The 26,598-nt window shown below is 66.4% G+C and carries 23 protein-coding genes; 13 read left to right on the top strand and 10 right to left on the bottom strand.

Going from position 1 to position 26,598, the window contains the following annotated elements:
* Position 1: 1 nt before the first annotated feature.
* The 4 genes from IV113_RS03740 (at position 2) to IV113_RS03725 (ending at position 4,923) form a co-directional block, all read left to right on the top strand.
* Positions 2-1,024 carry a branched-chain amino acid ABC transporter permease gene (locus tag IV113_RS03740; protein WP_291080928.1) on the top strand — a complete coding sequence of 341 codons (1,023 nt, stop codon included), beginning with the start codon at positions 2-4 and terminating at the stop codon, positions 1,022-1,024.
* A gap of 4 nt (positions 1,025-1,028) precedes the next feature.
* Positions 1,029-1,829, top strand: coding sequence for an enoyl-CoA hydratase-related protein (locus tag IV113_RS03735; RefSeq protein WP_291080926.1), 801 nt, complete (start codon positions 1,029-1,031; stop codon positions 1,827-1,829).
* A 140-nt stretch (positions 1,830-1,969) separates the two neighbouring features.
* Positions 1,970-3,196 (top strand): ABC transporter substrate-binding protein, encoded by a 1,227-nt coding sequence (locus IV113_RS03730; RefSeq protein WP_291080924.1) that lies wholly within the window; start codon positions 1,970-1,972, stop codon positions 3,194-3,196.
* A gap of 89 nt (positions 3,197-3,285) precedes the next feature.
* Positions 3,286-4,923, top strand: a complete 1,638-nt coding sequence (locus IV113_RS03725) for a 3-(methylthio)propionyl-CoA ligase (protein ID WP_291080922.1) — start codon at positions 3,286-3,288, stop codon at positions 4,921-4,923.
* A gap of 25 nt (positions 4,924-4,948) precedes the next feature.
* Here the strand turns inward: IV113_RS03725 and IV113_RS03720 are convergent, their stop codons facing one another.
* Complete coding sequence (locus tag IV113_RS03720; protein WP_291080920.1) at positions 4,949-5,749, bottom strand: SDR family oxidoreductase; 801 nt, start codon at positions 5,747-5,749, stop codon at positions 4,949-4,951.
* Positions 5,750-5,931: 182 nt separating this feature from the next.
* Between IV113_RS03720 and IV113_RS03715 the strand changes: the two genes are divergently transcribed.
* From IV113_RS03715 to IV113_RS03680, 8 genes are all read left to right on the top strand, one after another.
* Positions 5,932-6,981: a phosphotransferase family protein gene (locus tag IV113_RS03715; RefSeq protein WP_291080918.1), complete on the top strand. Its 1,050-nt coding sequence runs from the start codon at positions 5,932-5,934 to the stop codon at positions 6,979-6,981.
* A 13-nt stretch (positions 6,982-6,994) separates the two neighbouring features.
* Positions 6,995-8,242, top strand: a complete 1,248-nt coding sequence (locus IV113_RS03710; protein ID WP_291080916.1) for an acyl-CoA dehydrogenase family protein — start codon at positions 6,995-6,997, stop codon at positions 8,240-8,242.
* Between the two features lie 10 nt (positions 8,243-8,252).
* Positions 8,253-9,056, top strand: a complete 804-nt coding sequence (locus IV113_RS03705; RefSeq protein WP_291080914.1) for an enoyl-CoA hydratase-related protein — start codon at positions 8,253-8,255, stop codon at positions 9,054-9,056.
* The gene (locus tag IV113_RS03700) at positions 9,057-10,058 is read left to right on the top strand and encodes a nitronate monooxygenase family protein (RefSeq protein ID WP_291080912.1); all 1,002 of its coding nucleotides are present in this window, start codon (positions 9,057-9,059) and stop codon (positions 10,056-10,058) included. It begins immediately after the preceding gene.
* A gap of 250 nt (positions 10,059-10,308) precedes the next feature.
* Complete coding sequence (locus tag IV113_RS03695) at positions 10,309-10,542, top strand: hypothetical protein (RefSeq protein ID WP_291080911.1); 234 nt, start codon at positions 10,309-10,311, stop codon at positions 10,540-10,542.
* Positions 10,543-10,841: 299 nt separating this feature from the next.
* Positions 10,842-13,997 carry an ExeM/NucH family extracellular endonuclease gene (locus IV113_RS03690; protein ID WP_291080909.1) on the top strand — a complete coding sequence of 1,052 codons (3,156 nt, stop codon included), beginning with the start codon at positions 10,842-10,844 and terminating at the stop codon, positions 13,995-13,997.
* 53 nt (positions 13,998-14,050) lie between these two features.
* Positions 14,051-16,384: a 5'-nucleotidase C-terminal domain-containing protein gene (locus IV113_RS03685; RefSeq protein WP_291080907.1), complete on the top strand. Its 2,334-nt coding sequence runs from the start codon at positions 14,051-14,053 to the stop codon at positions 16,382-16,384.
* A 35-nt stretch (positions 16,385-16,419) separates the two neighbouring features.
* Positions 16,420-17,187, top strand: coding sequence for a PEP-CTERM sorting domain-containing protein (locus IV113_RS03680; RefSeq protein WP_291080905.1), 768 nt, complete (start codon positions 16,420-16,422; stop codon positions 17,185-17,187).
* 25 nt (positions 17,188-17,212) lie between these two features.
* On the opposite strand, the gene IV113_RS03675 is transcribed toward IV113_RS03680, so the two are convergent.
* The gene (locus tag IV113_RS03675; protein WP_291080903.1) at positions 17,213-17,875 is read right to left on the bottom strand and encodes a PEP-CTERM sorting domain-containing protein; all 663 of its coding nucleotides are present in this window, start codon (positions 17,873-17,875) and stop codon (positions 17,213-17,215) included.
* 292 nt (positions 17,876-18,167) lie between these two features.
* Here IV113_RS03675 and IV113_RS03670 point away from each other — a divergent pair, with 292 nt between their 5' ends.
* Positions 18,168-19,004 carry a trypsin-like serine protease gene (locus IV113_RS03670; RefSeq protein ID WP_291080901.1) on the top strand — a complete coding sequence of 279 codons (837 nt, stop codon included), beginning with the start codon at positions 18,168-18,170 and terminating at the stop codon, positions 19,002-19,004.
* Between the two features lie 6 nt (positions 19,005-19,010).
* Here IV113_RS03670 and IV113_RS03665 read toward each other — a convergent pair whose 3' ends face one another.
* From IV113_RS03665 to IV113_RS03630, 8 genes are read right to left on the bottom strand one after another with little or no spacing between them, the layout of a single operon-like run.
* On the bottom strand, positions 19,011-19,472 hold the full coding sequence (locus IV113_RS03665) for a hypothetical protein (protein WP_291080899.1): 462 nt from the start codon (positions 19,470-19,472) through the stop codon (positions 19,011-19,013).
* 27 nt (positions 19,473-19,499) lie between these two features.
* Positions 19,500-20,642 (bottom strand): glycosyltransferase, encoded by a 1,143-nt coding sequence (locus IV113_RS03660; protein ID WP_291080897.1) that lies wholly within the window; start codon positions 20,640-20,642, stop codon positions 19,500-19,502.
* Positions 20,639-21,877 (bottom strand): WcaI family glycosyltransferase, encoded by a 1,239-nt coding sequence (locus IV113_RS03655; RefSeq protein ID WP_291080895.1) that lies wholly within the window; start codon positions 21,875-21,877, stop codon positions 20,639-20,641. The genes IV113_RS03660 and IV113_RS03655 overlap by 4 nt, the downstream gene beginning before the upstream one ends.
* The gene (locus IV113_RS03650; protein WP_291080893.1) at positions 21,874-22,731 is read right to left on the bottom strand and encodes a glycosyltransferase family 2 protein; all 858 of its coding nucleotides are present in this window, start codon (positions 22,729-22,731) and stop codon (positions 21,874-21,876) included. Before IV113_RS03650 ends, IV113_RS03655 begins: the two co-directional genes overlap by 4 nt.
* On the bottom strand, positions 22,728-23,288 hold the full coding sequence (locus IV113_RS03645; RefSeq protein WP_291080889.1) for a putative colanic acid biosynthesis acetyltransferase: 561 nt from the start codon (positions 23,286-23,288) through the stop codon (positions 22,728-22,730). Before IV113_RS03645 ends, IV113_RS03650 begins: the two co-directional genes overlap by 4 nt.
* Positions 23,285-24,235 (bottom strand): class I SAM-dependent methyltransferase, encoded by a 951-nt coding sequence (locus IV113_RS03640; RefSeq protein ID WP_291080886.1) that lies wholly within the window; start codon positions 24,233-24,235, stop codon positions 23,285-23,287. The genes IV113_RS03645 and IV113_RS03640 overlap by 4 nt, the downstream gene beginning before the upstream one ends.
* Positions 24,232-25,398, bottom strand: a complete 1,167-nt coding sequence (locus IV113_RS03635) for a glycosyltransferase (RefSeq protein WP_291080883.1) — start codon at positions 25,396-25,398, stop codon at positions 24,232-24,234. The genes IV113_RS03640 and IV113_RS03635 overlap by 4 nt, the downstream gene beginning before the upstream one ends.
* Complete coding sequence (locus tag IV113_RS03630; RefSeq protein WP_291080881.1) at positions 25,395-26,597, bottom strand: glycosyltransferase family 1 protein; 1,203 nt, start codon at positions 26,595-26,597, stop codon at positions 25,395-25,397. The genes IV113_RS03635 and IV113_RS03630 overlap by 4 nt, the downstream gene beginning before the upstream one ends.
* Position 26,598 lies beyond the last annotated feature (1 nt).

The following is a 26,598-nucleotide window of genomic DNA, read 5'->3' as shown; positions in this document are numbered from 1 at the left end:
CATGTCCACCACCTCATCCGCCACTCTCGCTGCGGCGCGCCCCGCGCCCGCGACCTCCCGCGCCACGCCTGCGCGCAGCACCTGGCCCTGGGTCTTGCTGCTCGTGCTGCTGGCCGCCGGCCTCACCTGGGTGCTCAAGGGCTACCAGCTGTTCCAGGGCACCATGGTGCTGTGCTACGCCATCGCGCTGCTGGGCCTGAACATCCTCACCGGCTACAACGGCCAGATCTCGCTCGGCCACGGCGCCTTCTTCGCGCTGGGCGCCTACGCCGCCGCCATCGCCATGGAGCACGGCGGCCTGCCGTACTGGGCCGCGGTGCCGGTGGCCGGCTTGGCCTGCCTCTTCATCGGCTACCTGTTCGGCCGGCCGGCGCTCAAGCTCGAAGGGCTCTACCTCGCGCTCGCCACCTTCGCGCTCGGCGTGGCCATGCCGCAGCTGCTGAAATACAAGCACCTGGAGCAGTGGACCGGTGGCGTCGGCGGCATCGTGCTCATGAAGCCCGACGCGCCTTTCGGCCTGCCGCTCACGCAGGACCAGTGGCTGTTCCTGTTCTCGCTGCTGGTTACGGTGGTGATGTTCGTGATCGGGCACAACCTGCTCTCCAGCGGCAGCGGCCGGGCGATGCGCGCGATCCGCGACCACGCGCTGGCCGCCGAGGCCATGGGCGTGGACAACCCGCACTACAAGTCCATGACGTTCGGCATCTCGGCCGCCTTCACCGGCGTGGGCGGCGCGCTGTCGGCGATCGCGGTGCAATTCGTCTCGCCCGACTCGTTCACGCTGTTCCTCTCGATCTCGCTGCTGGTCGGCGTGGTGGTGGGCGGCCTCGGCACGCTCTGGGGCGCGCTCTTCGGCGCGCTGTTCATCATGTTCGTGCCCAGCCTGGCCGAGAGCGTGTCCAAGGCCGCGCCCTGGGCGGCCTACGGCGTGGTGCTGATCGCCATCATGTTTGTCATGCCCGGTGGCGTGGTTGGCCTGCTGCGCAGCGCAAGCGCACGCTGGAAGCGCCGCCCAACGCCATGACGCCATGAGCGAAGAACCCATCCTGGTGAGCGAGCGCCATGGCGCCGTGGTCTTGCTGCGCCTGAACATCCCGGCGCGCATGAACCCGATCACCATGCCGCTGCAGCAGGCGCTGCGCGACGCGCTGGCCGAACTGCGTGAAGACCGCACGGTGCGCGCGCTGCTGCTCACCGGCACCGGCAAGGCCTTCTGCGTGGGCGCCGACCTGGGCTCGATGTCAACACCGGACAACGGCAGCCTGGGTGCGCAGACGGCGGACGCGATGGAAGCGCTGTCGAATCGGCTCATCGAAGACCTGCGCACGCTGCCGTTCCCGTTGGTGAGCGCGGTCAACGGTGCCTGCGCGGGTGCGGGCGTGGGCCTGGCGCTGGCGGCCGACGTGGTGCTGGCCGCGCGCTCGGCCTACTTCTATCTGCCCTTCATGCCGCGGCTGGGCATCGTGCCCGACCTCGGCACCACCTGGTTTCTCGAACGCGCGCTGGGCCGTGCGCGCGCGGTTGCCATGTCGCTGCTCGGCGAGCGCCTGGCCGCCGAGCAGGCCGAGCGGTGGGGCCTGGTGTGGCGATGCGTGGACGACGCCGATCTGCCCACGCAGGCGCTGGCACTCGCACAGCGCATGGCCGCGCTGCCAGCGCATGCCGCGCAGGAGATCCGCGCGGTCTACGAGCTGGCCGGGCAGCAGACGCTGGTGGAGCAGATGCGCAGCGAGGCCGAACGCCAGCGCGAGCTGATCGACCGGCCGACCTTCGCCGAGGGTGTGCAGGCATTTCTGAACAAGCGCGAGCCGGTGTTCCCGCCGCGCTGATGCGCGCGCGACCAATATCGTCAGTTTCGACGATGCCCGCGAGGGGCGCCGTTCCTACGATGGGACCCGAACCGAAGTCACTGCCGTCAGCACAAACGCAGGGCGCGGTTCACGCGGCCACCACCCTTATGGAGACTTTCATGCCCCAGATTCACAACGCCGGTTTGCGCCGGTCCCTCCAGCTCGGTGCCAGCCTCGTGCTGGCCGCCTTGCTGCCCCTGTCGGCCCAGGCCCAGAAGCAGTACGACCCCGGCGCCACCGACAAGGAGATCAAGCTCGGCAACCTGGTGCCGTACTCCGGCCCGGTGTCGGCCTACGGCACCATCGGCAAGGCCATGACGGCCTACTTCGAGAAGGTCAACGCCACGGGTGGCGTCAACGGCCGGCGCATCAACTTCCTCACGCTGGACGACGCCTACAACCCGGCCAAGTCGGTCGAGCAGACGCGCAAGCTGGTCGAGCAGGACGAGGTGCTCGCGCTGGTCGGCTCGCTGGGCACGGCGCACAGCGTGGCGGTGCAGCGTTACCTGAATGCCAAGAAGGTGCCGCAGCTCTTCGTGGCCACCGGCGCCACGCGCTTTGGCGACCCGAAGGGCTTCCCCTGGACCATGGGATGGCAGCCCACCTACCAGGCCGAAGGCAAGGTGTACGCCCTGCACATCCTGCAGAACAACCCGAACGCCAAGATCGCCGTGCTGATGCAGAACGACGACTTCGGCAAGGACTTCTACAAGGGCTTCGTGGACGCCCTGGGCGACAAGGCCAAGACCATGATCGTCTCGCACCAGACCTACGAGGTGAGCGACCCGACCATCGACAGCCAGATGGTGTCGTTCAAGGCCTCGGGCGCCGACGCCTTCTTCAACATCTCCACGCCCAAGTTCGCGGCGCAGGCGATCCGCAAGGCGGCCGAGATCGGCTGGAAGCCGGCGCACTACGTCTCCAGCGTGTCGCAGTCGATGACCGCGGTGCTCAAGCCGGCTGGCCTCGAGAACTCGACGGGCGTCATCACCTCGACCTACCTGCTTGGCGCCGACGACCCGGCGGGCAAGGGCAACAAGGACGTGGACGAGTACCTGGCCGTGATGAAGCAGTACTACCCCGGCGGTGACCCCTACGACACGCTCAACGTGATCGGCTACGCCACGGCCGCCACCGTCACGCAGCTGCTCAAGCAGTCGGGTGACAACCTGACGCGCGAGAACCTGATGAAGCAGGCCGCCAACCTGAACTTCACCCCACCCATGCTCTATCCAGGCATCGACATCAAGACCTCGCCGACCGACTACTATCCGATCGAGAAGAAGACGCTGCAGCGTTTCAACGGCAAGGCCTACGAGTCCTTCGGCCCTATCTTCGGCGGCTGAAGCCGGTACCCCGCACCCGCAGCGGTCGCACTGGTGCACCCACCAGGCCGGTCGCTGCGGGTGATCTGTTTTTCCTTGGAGACAATCCCATGCATGGTTTGATGCAAGACCGCCCCCTGTTGATCTCGTCGCTGATCGAGCACGCGGCCACCTTCCACCCCCACACCGAAATCGTCTCTCGCCTGCCCGAGGGCACCGTGCACCGCACCACTTGGTTGGGTGTCTGCCACCGCGCGCGCCAGGTGGCCCACGCGCTGCAGACGCTGGGCATCCAGCCGGGGGAGCGCGTCGGCACACTGGCCTGGAACTCATACCGCCACCTTGCGCTGTACTACGGCGTGTCGGGCAGCGGCGCGGTGCTGCACACCGTGAACCCGCGCCTGTTTCCCGAGCAGATCGACTACATCGTCAACCACGCCGAAGACCAGGTGCTGTTCTTCGACATCAGCTTCGCGCCGCTGGTGGAGCAGCTCGCGCCGCGCCTGACATCCGTCAAGGCCTTCATCGCCATGACCGACCGCGCGCACATGCCGGCCATCAACGTGCCGAACCTGATGTGCTTCGACGACCTGATGGACGCGCAGAGCACCGACTACACTTGGCCCGAGTTCGACGAGAAGAGTGCATCCTCGCTCTGCTACACCTCGGGCACCACCGGCAACCCCAAGGGTGTGCTGTACTCACACCGCTCCACGCTGCTGCACACGCTGATGGAGCTCGCACCCGACACCTTCGGCATCAGCTCGGCCGAGACGCTGATGCTCATCGTGCCCATGTTCCACGCCAACGCCTGGGGCGCGCCCTACGCGGCGGCCATGGTGGGCGCCAAGCTGGTGCTGCCCGGCCCGCATCTCGATGGCGAGAGCGTCTACAACCTCATGCGCGACGAGAAGGTGAGCTTTTCGCAGGGCGTGCCCACGGTCTGGATGATGCTGTTCCAGTACCTCGACAAGAACCCGCAGATCGATCCGCGAAAGCTCGGCGTCAAGCGCATCGGCATCGGTGGTGCGGCGGTGTCGCGCGCGGTGCTCGAGCGCTTCGAGAACCAGTTCGGCGCCGAGGTGGTGCAGGGCTGGGGCATGACGGAGACCAGCCCGATCGGCGTGATCAGCAAGCTGCTGCCCAAGCACGCGGGTATCGACAAGGAAGACCTGCTCAAGGTCAAGCTCAAGCAGGGCCGTGGTGTGTGGGGCGTGGACCTGAAGATCGTCGACGCCGACGGCAAGGCCTTGCCCTGGGACGGCGTGGCCTTCGGCAACCTGCTGGTGCGCGGCCCCTGGATCGCCAGCGGCTACTACCGCGGCGAGGGTGGCTCCGTGCTGGACGAGGAGGGCTTCTTCCCCACCGGCGACGTGGCCACCATCGACCCTGATGGCTATTTGCAACTGGTGGACCGTGCCAAGGACGTGATCAAGTCGGGTGGCGAATGGATTTCGTCGATCGACGTGGAGAACGCGGCCGCCTCGCACCCGGGCGTGGCCGAGTCGGCGGTGATCGGTGTCTCGCACCCCAAGTGGCAGGAGCGCCCGCTGCTGCTGGTGGTGCGCCGGCCCGGTGCCAGCGTGGAGCCGCAGGATCTGCTCGACCACCTGGGCACGCGCATCGCCAAATGGTGGTTGCCCGACGAAGTGCTGTTCGTCGACGGCCTGCCGCACACCGCCACCGGCAAGCTGCTCAAGACGAAACTGCGTGAGCAGTACCGCGACCACAAGCTGCCGACGGCCTGAGCACGCGGGCCAGGGTGGTTGGTGCTCAGGCGCCGACCACCGCCGAAGCGCCGCCGTCCACCGGGAGGAGGACGCCGGTGATGTGCTGTCCGGCATCGGAGGCGAGCAGCAGCACCGCGCCCTTGAGGCCCTCGTCGTCGCCGATGCGGCGCAGCGGCACGCTCGCGACGATGGGTGCCAGCACGGCCGGCTCCAGCATGTGCTGCGCCATCTTGCTCGGGAACACGCCCGGCAGGATGGCGTTGACCGTGATGCCGTGCGGACCCCATTCGCAGGCCAGCGCGCGCGTGAGGCTGGCCACCGCGCCCTTGCTCGCGTGGTAGGCCGCTGCCTGCATGGAGCGCGCCGTGCCGCCGAGTGCGGCCACCGAGGCGATGTTGACGATGCGGCCCTCGCCGCGCGGCAGCATGCAGCGCCGCGCCACCTCGCGCGTGAGCAGGAAGACGCTGCGCGCGTTCAAGTCCATCACCTTGTCCCAGGCGTCCATCGGGTGGTCTTCGGCCGGCGCGCCCCAGGTGGCGCCGGCGTTGTTCACCAGGATGTCGATCTGGCCCAGCGTGGCCAGCGCGTGATCGACCAGCGCAAGCACTTGCGTGTCGTCGCGGCCGTCGGCGGCGAACACGTCCACCGTGTGGCCGGCGGCGCGCAGCTCGGCAGCGGCTTCCTCCAGGTCTTGCGCCTTGCGCGAACTGATCAGCAGGCGCGCGCCGGCCTCGCCCAGCGCGTGCGCCAGCTGCAGGCCCAGTCCGCGCGAGCCGCCGGTGATGAGCGCGGTGCGGCCGCGCAGGTCGTGAAGTTGTTGAACGGTGCGGTGGGTGGTGCTCACGGATGTCTCCTGTGGGGTGGTCGAAGCCAGGCAGCGCTTCGCCAGCGGAGCGCGCTGAAGCCAGACTAATTCTGTTGCCTCCGGTCCCACATCGTCGGATCGGACGAATGCAGCGAGGCGGGTTTCCCGCACCATCGCTGGCGTGGTGACCAGCTCGGGCACCAGTCTCGTCCTGCGATGCCATGCCGTTTTCCACCGACACCCCGACTTCGACCTTTCCCGCATTCGCCCCGGCGCTGGAGGCCTTCCTGCGCGCACAACTGCCCGCGCTCGCCGGCCCCATGCGGCTGCAGAAGATCGGTGGTGGCCAGTCCAACCCGACCTTCTTCGTCGACTTCGACAACCGCCGCATGGTGCTGCGCAAGAAGCCCGAGGGCGAGGTGCTGCCCTCGGCGCACGCGGTGGACCGCGAGTACCGTGTGATGCGCGCGCTCGCCGACAGTGCGCTGCCGGTGCCGCCCACCGTGCTCTACCACGCGGGTGACGAGGTGATCGGCACGCCCTTCTACCTGATGGACCGGGTACCGGGCCGCGTGTTCGCCGACAACGCGCTGCCGGGCATGGAGCCGGCCGAGCGGCGCGCGATCTACCTGGCAATGGCCGAGACCATGGCGCGGCTGCACCAGGTGGACTGGCGCGCGGCTGGCCTGGGCGACTTCGGCAAGCCGGGGCAGTTCTTCCAGCGCCAGCTGCGCCGCTGGACGCAGCAGTGGGCGCTGTCCAAAACGCGCGAGAACCCGGCCATCGACCAGCTCATCGCATGGCTGGGCGCGCACATGCCCGACGACGACACCACCACGATCGCGCACGGCGACTTCAAGCTCAACAACCTGATGTTCCACCCCATCGAGCCGCGCGTGGTCGCGGTGCTCGACTGGGAACTCTCCACCCTGGGCCACCCGCTGGCCGACGTGGCCTTCAACACCGTGCCCTGGCGCACGCTCCCCACCGAGTTCGGCGGCATCCGCGGGCTGGACCTGGCCGCACTGGGTATTCCCGCCGAGCAGGAATACCTGGCGCACTACCAGCGCGCCATCGGCGGTGGCGCCTTGCCCGAACCGTTTCACTGGGCCTTCGCGTTCATGCGCTGGGCCGTCATCTTCGAGGGCATCGCGGCGCGCGCGCAGCGCGGCAACGCGGTGGCCGATAACGCGGCCGAGGTCGGCGCACTCAGCGTCGCCATGGCGCGGCGCGGTCTCGAAGCCATCGACACACCCGTCCTCACATCCTGATCAGGAGCACCCCTTGGACTTCCAGTATTCCGCAGACAACCAGCAGATGCAGCGCACGCTGCGCCAGTTCATGGACAGGCACGTGCTGCCGCAGAACCGCGAGTGGCAGCGCCTGGCCGACAGCGGCACCTACCCCTCGGCCGTGATCGAGCCGCTGAAGGTGCTGGCGAAGGAGGCCGGCCTGTGGAACCTGTTCCTGCCCGGCCTGCGCGAGGGCGAGCCCGGCACGCGCCTGTCCAACATGGAATACGCACCGTTGGCCGAGATCATGGGCCGCATCCCATGGGCTTCGGAGGTGTTCAACTGCAACGCGCCCGACACCGGCAACATGGAGATGCTGCATCTCTTCGCCACGCCCGAGCAGCACGAGCGCTGGCTCAAGCCGCTGATGGAAGGCGAGATCCGTTCGTGTTTTTCGATGACCGAGCCGGACGTGGCCTCGTCGGACGCGACCAACATCCAGACCACGATCCGCCGCGAAGGCGATGAGTACGTGATCAATGGCCGCAAGTGGTTCAGCACTGGCGCCATGCACCCGCTGTGCCGCTTCACCATCGTGATGGGGGTCTCCGACGAGAGCCCCGACGCGAGCCCGCACAACCGGCATTCCATGGTCATCGTGCCGCTGGACACACCCGGTTTCAAGATCGTGCGCAACGTGGCCATCATGCACCACCACACCCCCGAGGGGCATTGCGAAGTCACCTTCGACAACGTGCGCGTGCCGGTGACCAGCCTGCTGGGCCAGGAGGGTGCGGGCTTTGCGCTGGCGCAGGCCCGCCTGGGCCCGGGCCGGGTGCACCACTGCATGCGCTCGATCGGCCAGTGTGAGCTGGCCATGGAGCTGATGTGCGAGCGCGCCCTCACGCGCAAGGCCTTCGGCAAGCACCTGAGCGATTTCGCCAACGTGCAGGACTGGATCGCCCACTCGCGTGTGGAGATCGACCAGGCCCGCCTGCTGGTGCTGCGCGCCGCCTGGCTGATGGACACGCAGGGCAACAAGGCCGCCCGCATCGATGTGTCGGCGATCAAGCTGGTCGCCGCGCTGTTGCAGACCCGCGTGCTCGACCGCGCGATGCAGGTCTTCGGCGCCATGGGCATCACGCCCGACACGCCGCTCTCGTACCTGTGGACCTGGGGCCGCGCGATGCGCTTCTTCGACGGCCCGGACGAGGTGCACCTGCGTGCCATCGCACGCCATGAGCTGAGCCGGGCGCGCGAGAACCTCGGTTCAACCGCGGCCTACTACAACCTCGCCTGAGGAGCACCGCATGGCCTACCCCGACCGGGAGAATGACACGGCTGCCAGCGTGCTGTGCTGGCGCGAGGGCACGGTGGCACAACTGCGCTTCAACCGGCCGAAAGCGCTCAACGCCATCGACGTACCCATGGCACAGGGCTTCCACGCCGCCTGTGCGGCCATCGCGGCCGACCCTCTGGTGCGCGCGGTGCACATCTCGGCCGAGGGCGCCGCCTTCATGGCTGGTGGCGACCTCGCGGCCATGCGCGCCGACCCGGTGCCGGTGGCACGCGAACTGATTGCCGGCATGCACGGCGGCTTGCTGCTGCTGGCCAACCTGCGCGCGCCCGTGGTGGCCAGCGTGCAAGGCGCGGTGTTCGGCGGCGGCCTGGGTCTGGTGCTGGGCTGCGACCTGGTGGTGGCCGCCGAGGGCACGCGCTTGGGCATCGCCTACCCCCTCATCGGTGCCAGCAGCGACTGTTCGACCTCCTGGGGCCTGGTGCAGGTCCTGGGCCTGCGCAAGGCGATGGAGCTGGCCCTGCTGGCCGATGTGGTCGACGCAGCCGAGGCCCTGCGCCTGGGCCTGGTGAACCGCGTGGTGCCGGTCGATGTGCTGCATGCCGAGGGCGAGCGGTTGGCACAGCGCCTGGCCGCGGGACCGACGCAGGCCCTGGGGCAACTCAAGCGCCTGTTGCGCGCTGCTGCACAGAACGATCTTTCCACCCACCTCGACGCCGAGGCCCAGGCCTTTCTTGCCTGCGCGCAGACCGCCGACTTCACCGAAGGCGTGGGCGCCTTCCTCGACAAACGCAAACCGCTTTTCAAAGGTCATTGAATGAAAACCCGAATCACCGAACTGCTGGGCATCCGCTACCCCATCATCCAGGGGGGCATGCAATGGGTGGGCACGGCCGAGCTCGCTTCCGCCGTCTCCAACGCTGGCGGTCTGGGCATCCTGACCGCGCTCACCCAACCCACGCCAGAGGCACTTTTGCGCGAGATTCACCGCTGCCGCGGCATGACCGACCAGCCCTTCGGCGTGAACCTGACCATCCTGCCGTCGGTCAAGCCACCGCCGTATGCCGAGTACCTCGACGTGGTGATCGAGTGCGGCGTGAAGGTGATCGAGACGGCGGGCAACAGCCCCAAGGACTTCATCGAAAAGCTCAAGCGCCACGGCGTGCGGATCATGCACAAGTGCACCAGCGTGCGCCACGCACTCTCGGCCGAACGCAACGGCGTGGACGCGGTGAGCATCGACGGCTTCGAATGCGCCGGTCATCCCGGCGAGGACGACATCCCCGGGTTGATCCTGATCCCGCTGGCCACGCGCGTGCTGCGCATTCCGGTGATCGCCTCCGGTGGCATTGCCGACGGCCGCGGCATGGCCGCGGCCATGGCGCTGGGCGCCGAGGGCGTGAACATGGGCACACGTTTCTGCGCCACGGTGGAAGCGCCTATCCATGAGCAGATCAAGCAGGCGCTGGTGAAGGCCAGCGAGCGCGACACGCAACTGATCTTCCGCACCCTGCGCAACACCGGACGCGTGCTCAAGAACGCGGTGTCCGACGAGGTGGTGGCCACCGAGCGGCGCCCTGGCGGCTGCGAGTTCAGCGACATTCAACCGCTGGTGGCGGGCGCGCGCGGTCGCAGTGCGCTGCAGTCCGGTGAGGTCGATGCCGGCTTGGTGTGGGCCGGCCAGGTGGTGGGACTGATCGACGACATCCCCACTTGTGGGGAACTGGTGCAGCGCATGGTGGCGCAGTGCCGCGAGAGTCTGGGGCGCGCCAGTGCCTGGGCCGATGCCCGCGACGAGCAGGTGTCGCATGCCGATTGATGTCTGAGGCGCGATGGCCACGCGGCTGGAGAGCCATTTGGGGGTGTGCGCAGGTGCGTCCAGCCTTTGAACAGAGCGATATCTCATGGGATGGCCATGGCGCAGCAGCCGTTCGGCCCATGCTTGAACCGATGACTGTCAAGCCACTGCAATCAAATCTGTTCAGACTTTGACCTGCGGCTGTCTGTGGTCCGGGAGCCGTCGATCACAGTGTTCGGCCGACACCCACAGTCATGCCACAGGTATCTGAATGAACATCTTCAACAATCGTCTGGCGCATCTGGAGATGCTGCATCCGCCCGCCGGGGACTACTTCATGGGCACGCTCAGCGTTTGCCCGGGACAGCGGCCGATCGACGCCCTGCTGGGGGTTGAGCCTGGCATCTGGCTCCTGGAGTCGCCCACGCTGGATGGGGGTTTGCTGGGACGCGTCACCCTGAGCGGTCGGCGCGAAATCATGTTCTCTGATCGAGCTCAGCCGTAACCGGCAGGTGCCCCGCCACCGGGTCACCCACTCCCACATCGTGTTGTTTGACCCGCCCCGCGCTTTGACGCGAGGTGGGTCTACACGCCTGCGCGCATCCATGGCCGCACTGAACACAAGCACGCGCGCGGCTCATCGTCAAGCCAGCGGGAAAGTTCAACCGGGTGGGAACCCGTGATCCGTTCGGACCAGTAAACCCGGCGTGGGGGATCGCAATCCCGTGATCGACGCTCTGCATGATCCAACGCACATCGGCGTTGCATTGCTCGCCTCCGAATTCTCCCAACGAAACAATGCTCATGACCACTTCGCGCACGACCACCCCCCGCCTGTCGCTGGCTCCCCAGCGTCTTTCTGCCTGCCTGGTGGCCTTGGGCGTGTTGTCGGCATTGCCTGCCTGGGCGGACTCGGTTCCGCAAACCCTTCCGTTTTCCCAGGACTGGAGCAACGCCGGTCTCATTTCGGCGAGTGACGACTGGGCGGGCGTTGCAGGCATCGTTGGATACCGCGGAGACGGCATGGCGAGCGGCACGGGCGCCGATCCCCAGACGGTTGTCGGGGCCGGCACTCTCCTGGTCGACGTCAACGCCAATCAGAGCAATCCCAACACCTTCACCACCGGCGGTGTGACGGAGTTCGCCATCGCCAAGCCGACGCTGGCGCTCGCAGGCTCGGGCACGGCCAAGGCCCCTCACATCGTCATCCACCTCAACACGAGCGGACAGCAGGCCGTGCAGGTGAGCTACGTGCTGCGCGATGTGGACGGCGCCGCCGACAACGCGATCCAGCCCGTGGCACTGCAATACCGGGTTGGCAACAGCGGCAACTTCATCAACCTGCCGGCCGGCTTCGTGGCCGATGCCAGCCAGGGCCCCAGCCTGACGGGTGCGATCTTCCCTGTGTCCGTGGTCCTGCCGGCCGCTGCCGACAACCAGGCCGAAGTCCAGGTTCGCATCATCACGACCGATGCGGCTGGCGCTGACGAATGGATCGGCATCGACGACATCACCATCACGGGCTCGCCGCTGGGGGGCGGTGTCAACCTGCCGATCACCGCCACTTGCCCGGCCCCTGCGGTGTTCGACGCAGGTGTGGGTGGTGTGGTCAATCTGAGCGCCACCGACGCCGACAGCGTGGTCAATGGCGCGAGCCTGACCAGCACCGCAGTGGCCGGCATCGCCATGGGCGCGCTGAACTCGGCCACCAGCGATGGCGGTCAGGCGACAACGTCCGTGCAGGTCAACGGCAGCGTGCCCGTGGGCACCTATCCGGTGCAGATCACTTTCACCAACAACGAGCTGCAGTCGGTCGCCTGTGACTTCACCGTCACGGTCAATGGGGTCGTGAGCATCCCCCAGATTCAGGGCAACGGCGACCTCAGTCCGCGTGTGGGGCAGACCGTGGCGACGCAAGGCGTGGTCATCAAGCTGCTCAACAACGGTTTCTACATGCAGGACCCGCAGGGCGACGGCGATGCCACCACTTCCGATGGCATCTTCGTGTTCACGAACGTCGCGCCCACGGTGGCGGTGGGCCAGGATGTGCGCGTGAGCGGCACGGTGGGTGAATTTGCACCCACCGGCGTCAACACCGCCTACAAGCCCGTGACGCAACTCACCTCGCCCGTGATCAGCGTGGTCTCCAGCGGCAACGCCATCTCCCCCACCGTCATCACGCTGCCCGAGGTGGTCGAAGGTGAACTCGAACGCTACGAGGGCATGCTGCTCTACATACAGACGCCCCTGACAGCGGCGCAGAACTTCTTCCAGGGTCGATACGGGCAGGTGACGCTGGGCGCTGACGGTCGCCTCATCAAGCCCACGAACGTGCACCCGGCTGGCTCGGTCGAAGCGATCGCCCTGGCCGACGAGAACGCTCGCCGCCGCATCATCCTGGACGACGGCACCAGCCTGCAGAACCCCAACCCCACGCCCTACATGGGCGCCGACAACACACTGCGCGCCGGCGACACCTTGCCAGGCGGCATCACCGGCGTCATCGACTACGGCTTGGCGACCAACAACGTCGACGGCCTGAGCGACTACAAGATCCACCCGACCGAGCCGATCGTGTTCACCCGCGCCAATCCGCGCCTGGCAGCACCGCCCGCGGTGGGCGGCAATGTGCGTGTGGGCAGCTTCAACGTGTTGAACTACTTCACGACCATCGACCAGTCCGGTGCCAGCTGCTACCCCACCGGCACCCGGTCCGACTGCCGCGGTGCCGACAGCACGGCCGAGTTCCAGCGCCAGCGCAACAAGATCATTCCCGCCATCCTCGGCCTCAATGCCGACGTGGTGGGTCTGATGGAAATCGAGAACAACGGCAACACGGCCGCGCAGGACCTGGTCAACGGCTTGAACGCCGTGGCCGGCGCGGGCGCCTATGCCACCGTCGCCCTGCCTGTGGGCGGTGCCGGCACTGACGCGATCCGCGTGGCCATGATCTACAAGCCCGGCCGTCTGAGTCTGGTGGGCCAGGCCCGCAGCGACACCGACCCGGTGCACAACCGTCCGCCGCTGGCGCAGACCTTTGCCGCTGCCAACGGCGAACGGTTCTCCGTCGTGGTCAACCACTTCAAGTCCAAGAATTGCGCAGCCGGTTCGGACGCTGCCGATCTCGACGCGGGCGATGGCCAGGGGTGTTTCAACGCCACCCGCGTGGATCAGGCCCGTGCCCTGGGCAACTTCATCGAGACCTTGAAGGCAACCGACCCCGATGTGGTGGTGGTGGGTGACCTCAACGCCTACGGCAAGGAAGACCCGATCCTCGAACTGGCGGCCCAGGGCCTGGTGGACGAAATTGCCCGGCGCGGTGCCGACAGTTACTCGTATGTGTTCGACGGCGAAGCGGGTTACCTCGACCACGGTCTGACCACCACCAGCCTGAGCCCCCTGGTCACGGGCGCGGTGCACTGGCACATCAATGCCGACGAGCCGTCGATCATTGACTACAACCTCGAGTTCAAGCAGCCCGCCTGCGCCACTTGCGGCCCCGACTACTACACGCCCACGGTCTACCGCTCTTCCGATCACGACGCCGTGCTGCTGGGCTTGTCGCTGGTCAAGTCCTTGCAGGGAACAACGGGTCGCGACACGCTGGTGGGCACAGCCGGCGATGACCACATCACCGGTGGCGCTGGCGCCGACGTGATCACCGGCAACGCCGGAGCCGACACCTTCATCTACACCAGCACCCGCGATGCCGCCGACCGCATCACCGACTTCGCGCCGGCCACCGATCGCATCGACATCAGCGCGCTGCTGCAGGGCATTGGCTACACCGGCAGCAACGCCATCGCCGACGGCATCGTGCGGCTGGTCGACAGCGCCGCAGGGCTGGTTGTGCAGATCGACACCGATGGCAACGCCGGCCCGGCCGTGAGCCGGCCATTGGTCACGCTCAGCAACGTGTCGGCCGCCCAGATCGTGCCGACACGCGACCTCGGCCTGTGACCCGACCGCACCCGTTCCAACTCACCTGAACACCAACCCGGAGCCTCCCACTCATGAAAACAACCCGCAGCCCTCTGCGCCGCAGCGCCTGCACCCTCGCGGTCTCGCTCGCCCTGGCCACCGGCTTCAACGCCGCCTGGGCCGAAACCCTGACCGTGCTGCACATTGGTGACCAGGAGTCGTGGTTGTTGTCGGCGCAGGGCAACCTGCGCAATGACGCCGCGCAGGCGATCTCGTTCTATGGCGGCATCGACCGCCTGGCCAGTGTGGTTGCAGCCCGCAAGGCCGCTGCCGCCACCGCTGGCAGCACCGTGATCACGCTCAACGCCGGCGACTCGTTCCTGCCCGGCCCGCGCCTGACCGCCAGCTTCACCAACCTCGCCACGGCGGCGGCCGACGGTGGCCAGGACTTCTACGACGCCATCGCCAACCGCGCCATCGGCATCGACGCAACCACCTTCGGCAACCACGAATTCGACCTCGACAACACCGGCCCGGTGGCAGCGCGCTTCGCGGAGGTCTCGGGCACCACCTACCTGTCGGTGAACCTCGACTTCAGCGTCACCCCCGCGCTGGCCAATCTGGCCGCCCAGCAAAAGGTGCGCCCCTCCAAGATCCTCACCACCGCGGCGGGCAAGAAGGTGGGCGTGATCGGCGTGACCACGCCCCTGCTGCCCAGCATTTCATCGCCACCGGCCGGCATCATGAAAAACTGGAGCGCCAGCAACAGCGAGTTGCAGAACATCCAGGCCCTGTTGCCGTTGGTGCAGGCCGAGATCGATGACCTCAGGAACAACCAGGGAGTGACCGCCATCATCGTGATGAGCCACCTGCAGAATGCCGCCAACGAACTCAATGTGATGATCCCGGCCCTGAGCGGTGTGGACATGGTCATCTCGGGCGGTGGCCACGAACTGATGGTCGACTCGGACGACCTGCTGATCAACGGCGGCGTGGCACCGTCCTACAGCACCCATCCCACCTACCGCAACGACGCCACCGGCAAACCCGTGCCCATGGTCACCGGTCACTTTGGCAACCGTTACGTGGGTGAAGTCCAACTCGACATCCATGACACCACCGGCGCGGTGACCGCCGTGCTCGCCACCCGCATGATCCGAGTTTCGGGTGCTGCCGCCGATGCCGACCGCGTCAGCGGCGACCCCGCCCTGCAGGCTTCGGTGATCACACCGGTCTCCAACTTCATTGCGGCTCTCAACGCCGAGATCATCGGCACGACCGCCACCAAGCTCAACGGTCCCACCCATGTGGCCTGCACGCCGCTGCCCTGCGAATACACCGAGGGCGTGCGCAACGCCGACACCGGCCTGGGCAACCTCGTGGCCGACGCGATGCGCTTTGCCGGTGGCGCCGAAGTGGGCATTCAGAACGGCGGCGGGATCCGCACCAGCATTGCCGGCCCGGGCAACGTCACCACCGGTGACACCTTCAACGTGCTGCCCTTCACCAACCTGGTGAAAACCGCACCGGCCATGAATGCGGCTCAGCTCAAGGATCTGATGGAGCACTCCGTGGCCGCGTCCACGCCCGGTGGCTCGGCACAGGGCCGCTTCGCGCAGATTTCCGGCATGCAGGTGACGTACGACACCACCCGCACGGCCCGATCCACGCTGGGCACGGGCGAGCGCATCCGCAAGATCAGGCTCGACGACGGCACCTTGCTGGTCGACAACGGTGTGGTCGTGTCGCCGCGTGTCTTCTCCTTCGCGACCATCGACTTCACCGCCAACGGTGGCGACGGTTACCCCTTCGCGGCCAACAACGTGGTGTTCAACAACACGGTCAACACCATCACCTACCAGGAAGCACTGGCGAACTTCATCAAGGCGCCAAAAGCAACAGGTGGCCTGCAGCGCGTGAGCCTGGCCGATGGCGACGAAATCACCGTGAACATGTACGGCGAAGAAAACGCGTTCGACTCACATGGCCGCTTGATCGATGCTGCCGTCGCCAAGGCCACGCCCGGTGTCACGCGCGCCGGTACCACCAGCCGCGACACCTTGGTGGGCACCGCAGGGGACGACATCATCATCGGCGGCGCCGGTGCCGACATGCTCACGGGTGGGGCTGGTGGTGACGTCTTCCGCTTCACCAGCACCCGCGATGCCGGCGACACCATCACCGACTTCACGCCCTATGCCGACAAGCTCGACCTCACCCCGCTGCTGGGCAGCCTGGGCGTGGCGGGCAACGGTGTGGCCAGCGGACATGTGACGTTCTTCGACGTGATCGGTGGCGTGCAGTTGTCCATTGACACCGACGGCTCCACCGGCCCCGCCGTGGCGCGTCCCTTCGTCCTGCTCAAAGGTCTGACCGCTGCGCAGATGGCGCCTGGTCGTGATCTGGTGGCCCCCGTCGTTCCCTGAAATCCTGATCCTTCTTCATTCAACAAAGGCCTCCCATGACATCGATCCCTCGCAGCCTGGCTGCCACCGCCGTGTTTGCACTGGCCAGCGCTTCGGCCATGGCCCAGAGCACCACGTTTCAGAACGGCAGTTTCGAATCCGGCTTGACCAACTGGTCGACCGATGGTGATGTGCTCGTCACCACCAGCGGTCGCAAGATCGGCATCCTGTCCACCGCCTCGCTCGACTATGAGGACGACGCTCCCCTGGGCGCCGGCTTCAACAACAATTCGGGCACCGCAGCGGTTGATTTCTCTTTCAACAACAACCTCGCCGGTGTGGCCGTGGGCTCACTGGACATCGGTGGCTTCGCATACGAAGGCTCCGCCCTGCGCCAGAGTTTCATGGCCACCGCCGGACAGCAGATCACCGTCAAGTTCGACTGGGCTTTCCTGTCGTCCGACACGGCCAATGCCGACTTCGGCTTCATCGCCATCAACGACACCGTGGTCAGTTTCGTGAACACCGCCAGCAGCCCTCTGGTGAGCAGTTTCACCGGGAATTTCGGTGACTTCGGCGCGGCCAGCTGGGTGTTCACCGAGAACAGCTACACCTACACCGCTGCCAGCGACGGCGCGGTGTCGCTCGTCATTGGCGTCGCCGACATTGGTGACTACCTGGGCACCAGCGAGCTGCGCATCGACAACGTGAGCGTGAGTGCCGTGCCCGAACCCGAAACCTATGCGCTGATGCTGGCCGGTCTCGGACTCATGGGGGGCTACATCCGCCGCCGGCAGAACAAGGGCGGCGTGACGGCGGTCTGACCAGACCGGCCGCCCGCGCACCATCTCAAACAGCCAACGTGCCCATGCGCTTCAAACGACGCCGTGCACCTGCTGCGACCAGGCCCAGGCCGGCCAGCAGCATGCCCAGCATCTCGGGTTCCGGCACCGCCGAAATCGACACACGGATCACCATGTCGTCGAAATCGATGTCGCCCGAGTACATGTCGTTGAACAGGATGAGCGCGCTCTGGCCGTCGTTGGACATCACCAGGCCCGTGCGCGAGCTGCCATTGGCGAACAGCGTGCCGCTTCCGTTGGACAGGAAACCGAAGTCCAGCGGGGAAGCCGTGACGTGGTTGAAGCTCAACGAGGTGCCGAGCCGGGGTGTCGAGCCGCTGCGGTTGGTCAGTTGTTCAGTGCCCGACACGAAAGCGTTGTTGAAGCCGGCTTCAAACCCCATCAGCGTGTATGTGACGTTGGCGGGCTGCGTCAGCAGCAGGGAAGCGCCCATGAGCATCGAGCTCAGGTCGAAGCTGCTGGCGCTGCGGCTGGCAAATGACGATGCGTCGTCGAACCAATTGGGGTTGAACGACACAGCGGAAGCGAGCAGATCGGTGGACGTGCCGCCGAGGGCGGACAGGGGAGTGGCCGCAGAGCCAGCGCCCGCCGTGAGGATCAGGCCGGTGGCCAGGCACACGGCCCGGCAGAGGGATTTCAAACGGAACATGGTGATCACCTTTCATCGCCCCGGGATTGCAGCGGGACGGTGCCAACAAATGAAAGACTGACACGCGATAGCAAAGTCACACCAGCCTGGGTATGGTCACCACGTGAGTCAGCCACGAGCTTCCGATTTTGCGGGGAGGCTGACGTGGTTGTTCGTTCGTTTCACGTTGGGTAGGGGTGCTGGCATGGTCCGATTGGATGGTGGTGCGCGCAGGTTGACTGCCGGTCGACGGGCGGAGCGTGCCCGTGCCTCCCGCGCATGGCTGCGGCGAAGCGTTTGCGCCTGCGTTGGCATGGCCATGGGCCTCGCCCATGCGCTCACCGGTGGCGCTGGTCCCAGCGAGGAGCCGGCGGACCCGGCCTGGGCCGCCGTGGGCAGCCTGGACGTGGGCGGACGGCTGTTCAGTGCCACCTTGATCGGCCGGCAGCATGTGATCACGGCAGCTCATGTGGTGGCCGGCGCCAATCCGGCGCACATCCGCTTTCGCAGCGCGGCCGCCGAGGGATTTACAAGTGCGGGCACCTCGGTGCAGGTGCACCCGGGCTACACCGGCAGCAGCGCCAACAACAGCCCGGGCGATCCCTCCGTGCATGCGGACCTGGCCATCGTGCGGCTGGCCACACCCGCACCGTCGAAGATGCCGGTCGCGCGCCTGTTCACCGGGCCTGTGCTGGGGCGCGTCCTCACCCTCGTGAGCCACGGCGGCAGCACCACGCTGTTTACAACCGGGGAAAACCGCGCCGACCTGGTGTTTCCCGACTTCCTCGGGCGCCCCGCGACCTACCTGTTCGACTTCGATGGCCCCGACCTCGCCACCAACCGCCTGGGACCCGCGGTGCCCGCCAACGGCACCCTGGGGCTTGATCGAGAGGCGACCCTGGCCAACGGCGACTCGGGCAGTGCGGCCTTTGTGCACGTGGATGGTCGGTGGTATCTCGCTGGCGTCAACACCTTCAACATCTCCTTCGGTGCCACCACCGCAAGTCCACGGGCGTCGGGCACGGGTGGCGGGGGCGTGGTGCTGGGCGAACACGCCGTCTGGCTGCGAGAGGTGTTGAGTGAACCTGCACCGGCGACTGGAACCGCCGATGTGCCGGCGCGTTTGATCGTCAAGCCCCGGAAGCCGTGACATCTTTCATGTCACGCCTGCTGCAATCCAGTGCTGGTTGATTTCATCAAAGCGTGGCAGCAGATGGCGTGGCAAGACCAGCACGATGTAGAAATCTCCGAACGACTCCAGGGCCCGAACTCCCCGCGGTGAACCCTTCAGGGATTCGTCAAATCTCTGCATGGCTTGTGGGGGCGCAGTTCGATCATTGAACGTCGATGTCTGGATCAGAGAGACTTCGTCTGCGCTGAGAAATGCAGCGACTATTTCTGCGATGTCCTTTGGATGCTCCCTCCAATCGACGGTGCCCCCACAAGTCCGGGAGACATGTTCAACGAACAAGGCTTCACATTCGTCGTCTGTGGCTTCGCGCATGGCGTGAAGTGCGTCAGCGGTGAAGTCGAGAAGCTCGGCAGAGCTCACCAGATGTGCCTTGGTTCCCTCGCGGACCCGACCCATGCTGCGCGAAAACCAGGATTGAATGCTCATGCCAACCTTTCTGTCATGCAGACGGTTTTACCAGCCAAACAACGCGATGATTTTTTTGGCCCAGTCACCTTCGGTGGGCAATGAGGGCAAGGGATGGGCGAAGAAGCGCGGATCGCAGACGCGTTTGAACATGTCGCGAACGCCCTGGGTGAAGCCCAGCGGCCCGGGTTCTGCCACCACCGCCCACTGTGAGTCGGCCAGCAGCTCCACCACGCCCGATTCGTGGTTGAGCACCACGCCTTGCCGGCGGTACAGCGCTTCAATGGCGGGCAATCCGTAGCCCTGACATGCGGGCATCAGGAACACGTGGGATCGCTGGTACAGGTGGGTCAAGGCATCGTCCGAGACGAAGCCATGGAAGCGCACGCGCTCTCCCAGTCCGAGCGCCTGGCTCATCAACTTCAATGCAGCTTCTTCGGGTCCTGCGCCCACCACATGCAACACAAAATCGGGCTCTCCCTCGGGTCGTCGAACGATCTCCGCCAGGCTCTGCAGGATCCAGTCCACCCGCTTGTTTTTCTGCAGCCGCGAAACGCTCAACAACTCGATGGGTTGGCTGGCGCGCGCCGGCAGTTGTGCCAGCGGCTGTTGGCCGAAGCCGCCGAGGTACACCACCTCGGCCCTTCGACCATACAAGGCATGCATCTCGTTGGCCAGCGCAAGGGTGTTGGTGGCAAAGCCTCGTGCTGAGCGGATGCCGTGGCGTGTGAGCCAGTGCCTTGCAGAGAGCCGTTCCGTCCTTCCGGGCCCACCCGTGGCGGTGGTCTCGTAGTTCAGCAGGCTGTAGGTGTCGGGAATGCGCAGGAAGTAGGGGGAGTGGCTCCGCAGGTTGGCCATGCCTGCGTGCAAGGCCGACTGGATGCTGAACAGCACGGGTGTCGGATCGCCCCGTGCATGCAGCCGCGCCAACGCGGCCCGAAGTGCCATGGCTTTGACCCATCCGCCGCCCGACGGTTTGAGTTCAAACACCGGCAGCGGAAGGTGCGCGTGCCGCGCCAGGCCAATGTGGTCGTGGTAACAAAGCACGCTGTGAGCCTTGCCTTGCGCATGCAGACCGGCGGACAGCGACAGGATCACGCGTTCTTCACCGCCGAACTCCTCGAACTCTGGTTGAAAGATGACGATGTCGCCGGCCGATGGAAACGGATGGGTTGCGGTGCTTGTGTTCATGGGCTTGTCTGAATCTGTGGGGCGTGTGCCTGCATGCGGCGCACCAGCAGATCGAGCACACCGTCGCGTGCCAGGTGCAGCATCGCGTGTTCTCTGGCCTGCGCACCCAGCGCGCGGCGCTGTACAGGGTCGGCCAGCAACTCGCACAAGGCCTGAGCCAGCGCGGCAGCATCACCCGGGGGCACGACGCGGCCGAACTGACCGACCACGGTGGCCAGTTCCGTGTCGGCCCGGCAGGTGGCCAGCACGGGTCGACCGCTGGCGAGCATGCCGGTGAGCTTGGAGGGCAGCACCAGGTCTTCGGCTTCCTGGCTTTGTGGCAACAGATGGACGTCGGCCAGGCCGAGCAGCTCACCCAGGCGCTCCAGTGGCTGAAGCGGCAGCAAGCGCAGGTTGGGCAGCTCGCGCGCCGCGCGCTCGAGTTCGGGCAGCATCGCCCCGCCGCCGCAGATCACGAACAGCACATCGTGCCGGTGCACCAGCAGGCGCGCTGCCTGCGGGATCACCAGCAGGCCCTGCTTCGCGCTGAGTGTTCCCGAGAACAGGGCGACGTAGGTGGTGGGGGACAGGCCCAGCTCGGCACGGTAAGTGCTCGGCTGGGTCAGGGGCTTGATGCTCTCCACATTGGCCCAGTTCACGAAGAGGTGCGTGCGTTCAGGCGCCACGCCCTTGCGCAGCAGGTGCTCGCACATGCGCCCCGAGATCGTGGAGACCACGTCGAAGCGCTTCAGCAACGCGGATTCCACTGCGCGAACGGCGCGGGCCAGGTGCTCGCCCTTGAGCAGCCCCATCTGCAGCGCCACGTCGACTTCGAAGTCCTGCACATGCAGCCACGCCTGGGCACCGCTCAGGCGTGCGGTGAGCCAACCTGCGGGGGCGCACACCAGCGCCGGTGCCACGGTGAGCACCACGTCGGGACGCCAGAACACCTGCCGCAGCATCACCGGCATGGAAGACAGAGCGAAGGTGCTCAGGTGCAGCACCCGTTTGAGGCCCCCTGGTTTGCGCGGCACCCACAGAGGCGCGCGCCACACACGCACGCCGCGCCAGATCTCGTGGCGCCAGGGTGGCCAGCGGTAGGCTTCGTCGAGCTTCCAGGCCGGGTAGTAGGGCGGGGCCGCCACGACACGCACCTCATGGCCCTGCGCGGCCAGCCACTCGGCCATCTCGCCCGAGTATTTGCCGATGCCGGTGGGCTCGGGTGCGAAGTTGGCGCTGTGGATCAGGATCTTCATGGTTGTTGGAGCAGCACCGGCGCCGACGTCTCCGACAACTGCTGTTCACGTTCCTCCACCTTGAGAACGATCATGTATTCGTAGATCGACTGCAGGATGGCATAGCGCAGGCCGGCCCGGCCGTCGAGGAAGCCCCGCTTGACCACGTACAGCAGCAGGAATTTCACCAGCGGGCGCAGCGGCAGGCGGTAGAACAGTTCCTTCTGGTGGTAGCGCCGCTCGTGGAAGTCCTTTTCGGTCAAGGCCTTGATGACCGAGAAACCTTCGCCGCGCCGGCGGTTGGCGACGATCTGTTCGGCCTCGAACCGGCTGTAGCTGTTGTGGCGGTCGAACCAATGGCCCAGTCCTTTGCTGAACGGAAAGTGGTCGAGATAGCCGGCGATCTCGCCCACGGGTCCGTCTGCCAGAGACACCGGATTGACCAGGCGCTCGTAGCGCATCTTCTCCGGGCGGAACAGGCGCATGTAAAACGATGACGTCTGCACATGCCTCAGCCAGGTATCCATGAAAAAATCGCGCCGCTCGAGACGAAAAGCCACGCTGTCGCCGGGGGCCGTTACCGCCGTTTGAACGGACTGCACGAGCTCCGGGGTCATGCGCTCGTCGGCATCGATGTAGAACACCCACGGATGCTTGAACGCGATGTTCTGCAAGCCCCAGTTCTGGTGGCTGGCCCAGTTGTCGAACGGTCGCTGGGTGATCCTCGCGCCCGCCGCTTGTGCGATTTCCACGGTGCGATCGCTGCTCATGGAGTCGTAGACGTGCACGTCGTCTGACCACGCGACGCTGGCCAGGCAACCTGGCAGGTCCTGCTGTTCGTTCTTGGTCAGGATCAACACGGAAATTGGAATCATGGTTGGCTCCCTTGTCGACGCTGCCGCTTGCGCTCGGCCGGATGGCCTGCCCACACCGTCCACGGTTCGTTGATGTCCTTCAAAACCAGGGATCGGGCACCGACCACACATCCTGGCGCGATCCGCACTCCCAGCGCGACGAAGGCGTCGGCGCAGATCCAGACCTGGTCGCCCAGGACGATGGGACGCGCCACCAGCTGGAAGTTGGGCGAGTCGACATCGTGCGAGCCGCCGCACAGGTGTGCGCCTTGCGAGATCACGCAGTCGTTTCCCACGGTCAGGTGCGCCATGTTGTAGAGCATGGCGCCGTCGGCCACGCCGACGCGGGTGCCCAATGTGAGTTGCCAGGGCGCCCAGATGCGCACGCTGGGGTAGATGTGCACGTCCTGCCCGATAACCGCGCCGAACGAGCGAAGCAGAAAACACCGCCATGCGTGCATGGGGCGCGGGCTGGTGCGAAACAGCAGCAGCCACACGCCGCCCCACGCCAGGCGACCCAGCCGGTTGCGCAGGGAAAAGGAGGGCTGGGTGAATGGGTCGTTGTGTTCGATGATCACGGCTGCGCCTCGGGCTTTTTGCGCAGCACGAAGCGCCACTTGTCACCGAGCAGCTCTTCCACGCTGTAGTCGTCCAGTTCCTCCCGCACGTCTTCGGTCAGAAAAGTGCGGCCGAGGCCCGCCTGGAGGTTGTGCACGGCCTCCACGCTGAAATGGCGCTCGAACAGGCGCTGGTATTCGTACAGCCGCATCTCGTTGAGAAAACAATCGGGCGCGAAGCGCCGCTGCCGCAGGTGTTCCCACGGCTCCGATCGGCGATCGATGTCGCGGTCCAGCGTGTGGGGGTACCACTCGACCAGGTGACCGCCGCCGATCCCGGTGAACACGGAGGGGGAGATCACGGCCACCCCTTGAGGCGCGAGCGCTCGAGCCAGACTGGCACACACCCGGTCCAGCGCTTCGCGCGGTATGTGTTCAAACACGTCTTCAGAGTAGATGAAGTCCAGCGATGCCGGGGTCAATGCCACGTCGGAGACGTCCCCCACCAGAAATCGATCGGGCTGCACGCGAAGCCGCGCACCCCGGCGAGCCAAGGCACGGTCCAGCGCGTGGCGCTCGTGGGCATCGAACACCGTCGCTCGCACCGTGCTCTTGATGAAGCGCTGCCATCCGTTGGTCTTGAGGATGCGCAGCAGCTCGTGAACGGAGCCCTGGAGCATGGGCGCATCCAGGTCAATGCCTCGCGCGTTCAGGCCCATGGAGATGAGCGCCAGCAGGCGCAGCGGCCGGGCGCCGTAACCCACTTCAAACATCGAGGCTTGCTGAAACGGGCGTTCCGTCAGGGATTCGTAGAGCGACCGGTAGCCGTCAAGCTCGACCAGCAGCTTGGTCAGATCGGCCTCTTTGTCTTGCAGGCCGCGCAACCGCATGCGCAGGAACTGCAGGTTCTCCCAACCCCAGTCCAGTGCGGAGCCGATGTGGCCCACCGAATGGCTTGCCTTGTTCATGGGACGGCCTTTGAGGCTTGCTGGTTGATCACGCGCAACAGGCTTTCGGCCATGGCGCTCACCGTGAACCGGTTGCTGAACAGTTGACTGGCGGCCCGCGACATGTCCGCGCGCGCCGCCGGCCCCAGTGCCAGCCAGCGGGTCAGCAGCGAGCGCGTGCCATCAACGGTGTCATCCGCCACCAGGCCGGCGCCAGCGGTTTCGATTTCGCGCCAGATGTTCACCTTGTTGGAGATCAGCACCGGCAGGCCGCAGCCCAGGGCCTCGGCCACGGCGATGCCGAAATTCTCCTGGTGCGAGGGCAGCACGAAGGCCTCGGCCGCGTGGAACGCGCCCCACTTGATGTCCCCCTGCAGCATGCCGGGCCAGTGAATGCGATCGGCCACGCCGAGTTGCGTGGCCTGGGTCTTCAAGGCAGTCATCCAGCCGCTCTGGTCGGGGCCGGCCATCACGAGATGCAGGTCCGGTGTTTGCGCGGCCACGTCGGCGAAGGCGCTGATCAGCAGGTCGCAGCCCTTCTTTTCCTGGATACGGCTCAGGAAGAGCAGCACCCGCTTGCCCTGCAGTCCGGGGTATTCGGCGAGGAAGCGCGCGGCCAGCGCAGCCTTGTCGACGGGCGGCGGGCGTGTGCCGTAGGTCACCACCTGCTCGCGCGCCCGGTAGAGCCAGAACGAATCGCGAGCCAGTACGCGTTCGTCTTCGCAGGTGAACAAAACCGCCGAGGCGTCGCGCAGAACCCGGTACTCCGCCCACGGCCAGTACAGCCACTTTTTCAGATGCTTGAGCGGGTAGGCGCGCTTGAACCAGGGATCGAGCATGCCGTGCGTGAACACCGCATAGGGACGTTTGAGACGTGTCAGCGCGCGCCAGGTGGCAAAGCTGTGGTACTGCCAGATGCCGTTGACGATGACGAAGTCATAGTGCGCGGCATGCAACCTGAGCCATGGCAGCAGGCGCCGGTTCAGGCCGTAACCGGTACGCACCGGGCCCAGCGCGTGCACGGGTTGCGGCGCGTTTTCCAGCCAGCGCTCGGCGGGGTCGTCCATCGTCACCAGCTCGGTGGTGTGGCCCAGTTCCAGCATGCGCTGCCCTAGGTTGCGCACACCTTCGATGGGGCCACCGCCCGCCGGGTTGGCTGACGAGATCACGTGCAGGATTTTCATGTGGAAGCCCGGGCCAGAGCCCGATCGATGGGGGTGAGGTGGCTGGTGAGCACGCGTTGGTAGACCTGCAGGTACTGATCGATGACGAGGTTTGCCTCGAAGCGCCGGGACCAGGCCACGCAGGCCGCAGCCCGCTCCGCGGCCGCCTGTGCCGGCTCGCACAGCAGGGTGTTCAGCGCGGTCGCGCCCTGGGCAGCCCACGCCCGCCGGTCGTCATCGGGGCCGAGCAGGGGGAGGTACACCGCGTTCGGGCCGCCGATCTCGTTCATGGGCGAGTCGTCGGTGGTGATCACCGGACAACCACAGGCCTGGGCCTCCACGATCGGCCAGCCGAACCCTTCGGCCAGGCTGGGAAACAGGAAGGCCCTGGCCAGCGAGTACGCGGCCTGCAGAAGGGCGTGGTCGATGCCGTAGAGAAAGTGCACCTTGCCTTGAGGCGGCACGGCGGCCAGCGCGGCGCGCACCGCGTCGGTTTGCGGAACACCCACCAGCCACAACGGCAGGGGATGGGCCTGACCGGCGGCATAACGCGCGTAGATGTGCAGGATGCCGATCACGTTTTTGTACCACTGGTTGCCGCTCACATGCAGCAGCAGGCCGTCGTCAGGCACAGGCAGGCCGGCCACTCGCAGCAAGGACCTCGCCGTGGCAGAGGGTGTGCGCGCAAAGCGCTGGTTGAGTCCGTTGTAGACCACCTCGGCGGTGTCCGGCGCCACGCCGCCCACTCGCTGCAGGTCGCTGCGGGTGCGCTGTGAGGTGCAGATGAAATGGCGCGCTTGAGCAAAGCCCCAACGGATGTAGCGCTGGTAGAGGCGTCCGGTGAATCCGGTGGGGTTCTGCGGCACTTCGCCCAGCGCCGAGCGCAGGGCCAGCAGGTCGTGCACATGCACCACCAACGCCCGGTGCTTGACCCGTGGAACCCAAGGCCCGAGGGCCTGATCGGCCATCACGAACAGGGTGTCTGCCGGTTGTTTTGCCACCTCACGACGCACCCGCAGCGGGAACAGCAGGTATTGGTCGATGTAGCCTGCCCACTTGGACCAGCGCCCGGCCGGCACCCAGCGGTGTACCAGCGGTTGGGGTGCCCACAGGTGCACCTCGTGGCCGCGCTCCTGGTATGCCTGCTGCAGCATGCGCGCAAAGCGCGGCATGCTTTGAGAAGCCATGAACGGTGGGTGGGTGAACAGCACGATGCGCATG

This window comes from Hydrogenophaga sp., from assembly GCF_018780385.1.
In the GTDB taxonomy this organism is placed as follows: domain Bacteria; phylum Pseudomonadota; class Gammaproteobacteria; order Burkholderiales; family Burkholderiaceae_C; genus Hydrogenophaga.
Note: the sequence above shows the minus strand (reverse complement) of the source record. Positions and strands in the feature narration are given on the sequence as shown.

Coding starts and splice junctions, on each gene's coding strand:
- IV113_RS03740 (WP_291080928.1), top strand. CDS start 2: ATGTCCACCACCTCATCCGCCACTCTCGCTGCGGCGCGCCCCGCGCCC.
- IV113_RS03735 (WP_291080926.1), top strand. CDS start 1,029: ATGAGCGAAGAACCCATCCTGGTGAGCGAGCGCCATGGCGCCGTGGTC.
- IV113_RS03730 (WP_291080924.1), top strand. CDS start 1,970: ATGCCCCAGATTCACAACGCCGGTTTGCGCCGGTCCCTCCAGCTCGGT.
- IV113_RS03725 (WP_291080922.1), top strand. CDS start 3,286: ATGCATGGTTTGATGCAAGACCGCCCCCTGTTGATCTCGTCGCTGATC.
- IV113_RS03715 (WP_291080918.1), top strand. CDS start 5,932: ATGCCGTTTTCCACCGACACCCCGACTTCGACCTTTCCCGCATTCGCC.
- IV113_RS03705 (WP_291080914.1), top strand. CDS start 8,253: ATGGCCTACCCCGACCGGGAGAATGACACGGCTGCCAGCGTGCTGTGC.
- IV113_RS03700 (WP_291080912.1), top strand. CDS start 9,057: ATGAAAACCCGAATCACCGAACTGCTGGGCATCCGCTACCCCATCATC.
- IV113_RS03695 (WP_291080911.1), top strand. CDS start 10,309: ATGAACATCTTCAACAATCGTCTGGCGCATCTGGAGATGCTGCATCCG.
- IV113_RS03690 (WP_291080909.1), top strand. CDS start 10,842: ATGACCACTTCGCGCACGACCACCCCCCGCCTGTCGCTGGCTCCCCAG.
- IV113_RS03685 (WP_291080907.1), top strand. CDS start 14,051: ATGAAAACAACCCGCAGCCCTCTGCGCCGCAGCGCCTGCACCCTCGCG.
- IV113_RS03680 (WP_291080905.1), top strand. CDS start 16,420: ATGACATCGATCCCTCGCAGCCTGGCTGCCACCGCCGTGTTTGCACTG.
- IV113_RS03675 (WP_291080903.1), bottom strand. CDS start 17,875: ATGTTCCGTTTGAAATCCCTCTGCCGGGCCGTGTGCCTGGCCACCGGC.
- IV113_RS03670 (WP_291080901.1), top strand. CDS start 18,168: ATGGCCATGGGCCTCGCCCATGCGCTCACCGGTGGCGCTGGTCCCAGC.
- IV113_RS03665 (WP_291080899.1), bottom strand. CDS start 19,472: ATGAGCATTCAATCCTGGTTTTCGCGCAGCATGGGTCGGGTCCGCGAG.
- IV113_RS03660 (WP_291080897.1), bottom strand. CDS start 20,642: ATGAACACAAGCACCGCAACCCATCCGTTTCCATCGGCCGGCGACATC.
- IV113_RS03655 (WP_291080895.1), bottom strand. CDS start 21,877: ATGAAGATCCTGATCCACAGCGCCAACTTCGCACCCGAGCCCACCGGC.
- IV113_RS03650 (WP_291080893.1), bottom strand. CDS start 22,731: ATGATTCCAATTTCCGTGTTGATCCTGACCAAGAACGAACAGCAGGAC.
- IV113_RS03640 (WP_291080886.1), bottom strand. CDS start 24,235: ATGAACAAGGCAAGCCATTCGGTGGGCCACATCGGCTCCGCACTGGAC.
- IV113_RS03635 (WP_291080883.1), bottom strand. CDS start 25,398: ATGAAAATCCTGCACGTGATCTCGTCAGCCAACCCGGCGGGCGGTGGC.
- IV113_RS03630 (WP_291080881.1), bottom strand. CDS start 26,597: ATGCGCATCGTGCTGTTCACCCACCCACCGTTCATGGCTTCTCAAAGC.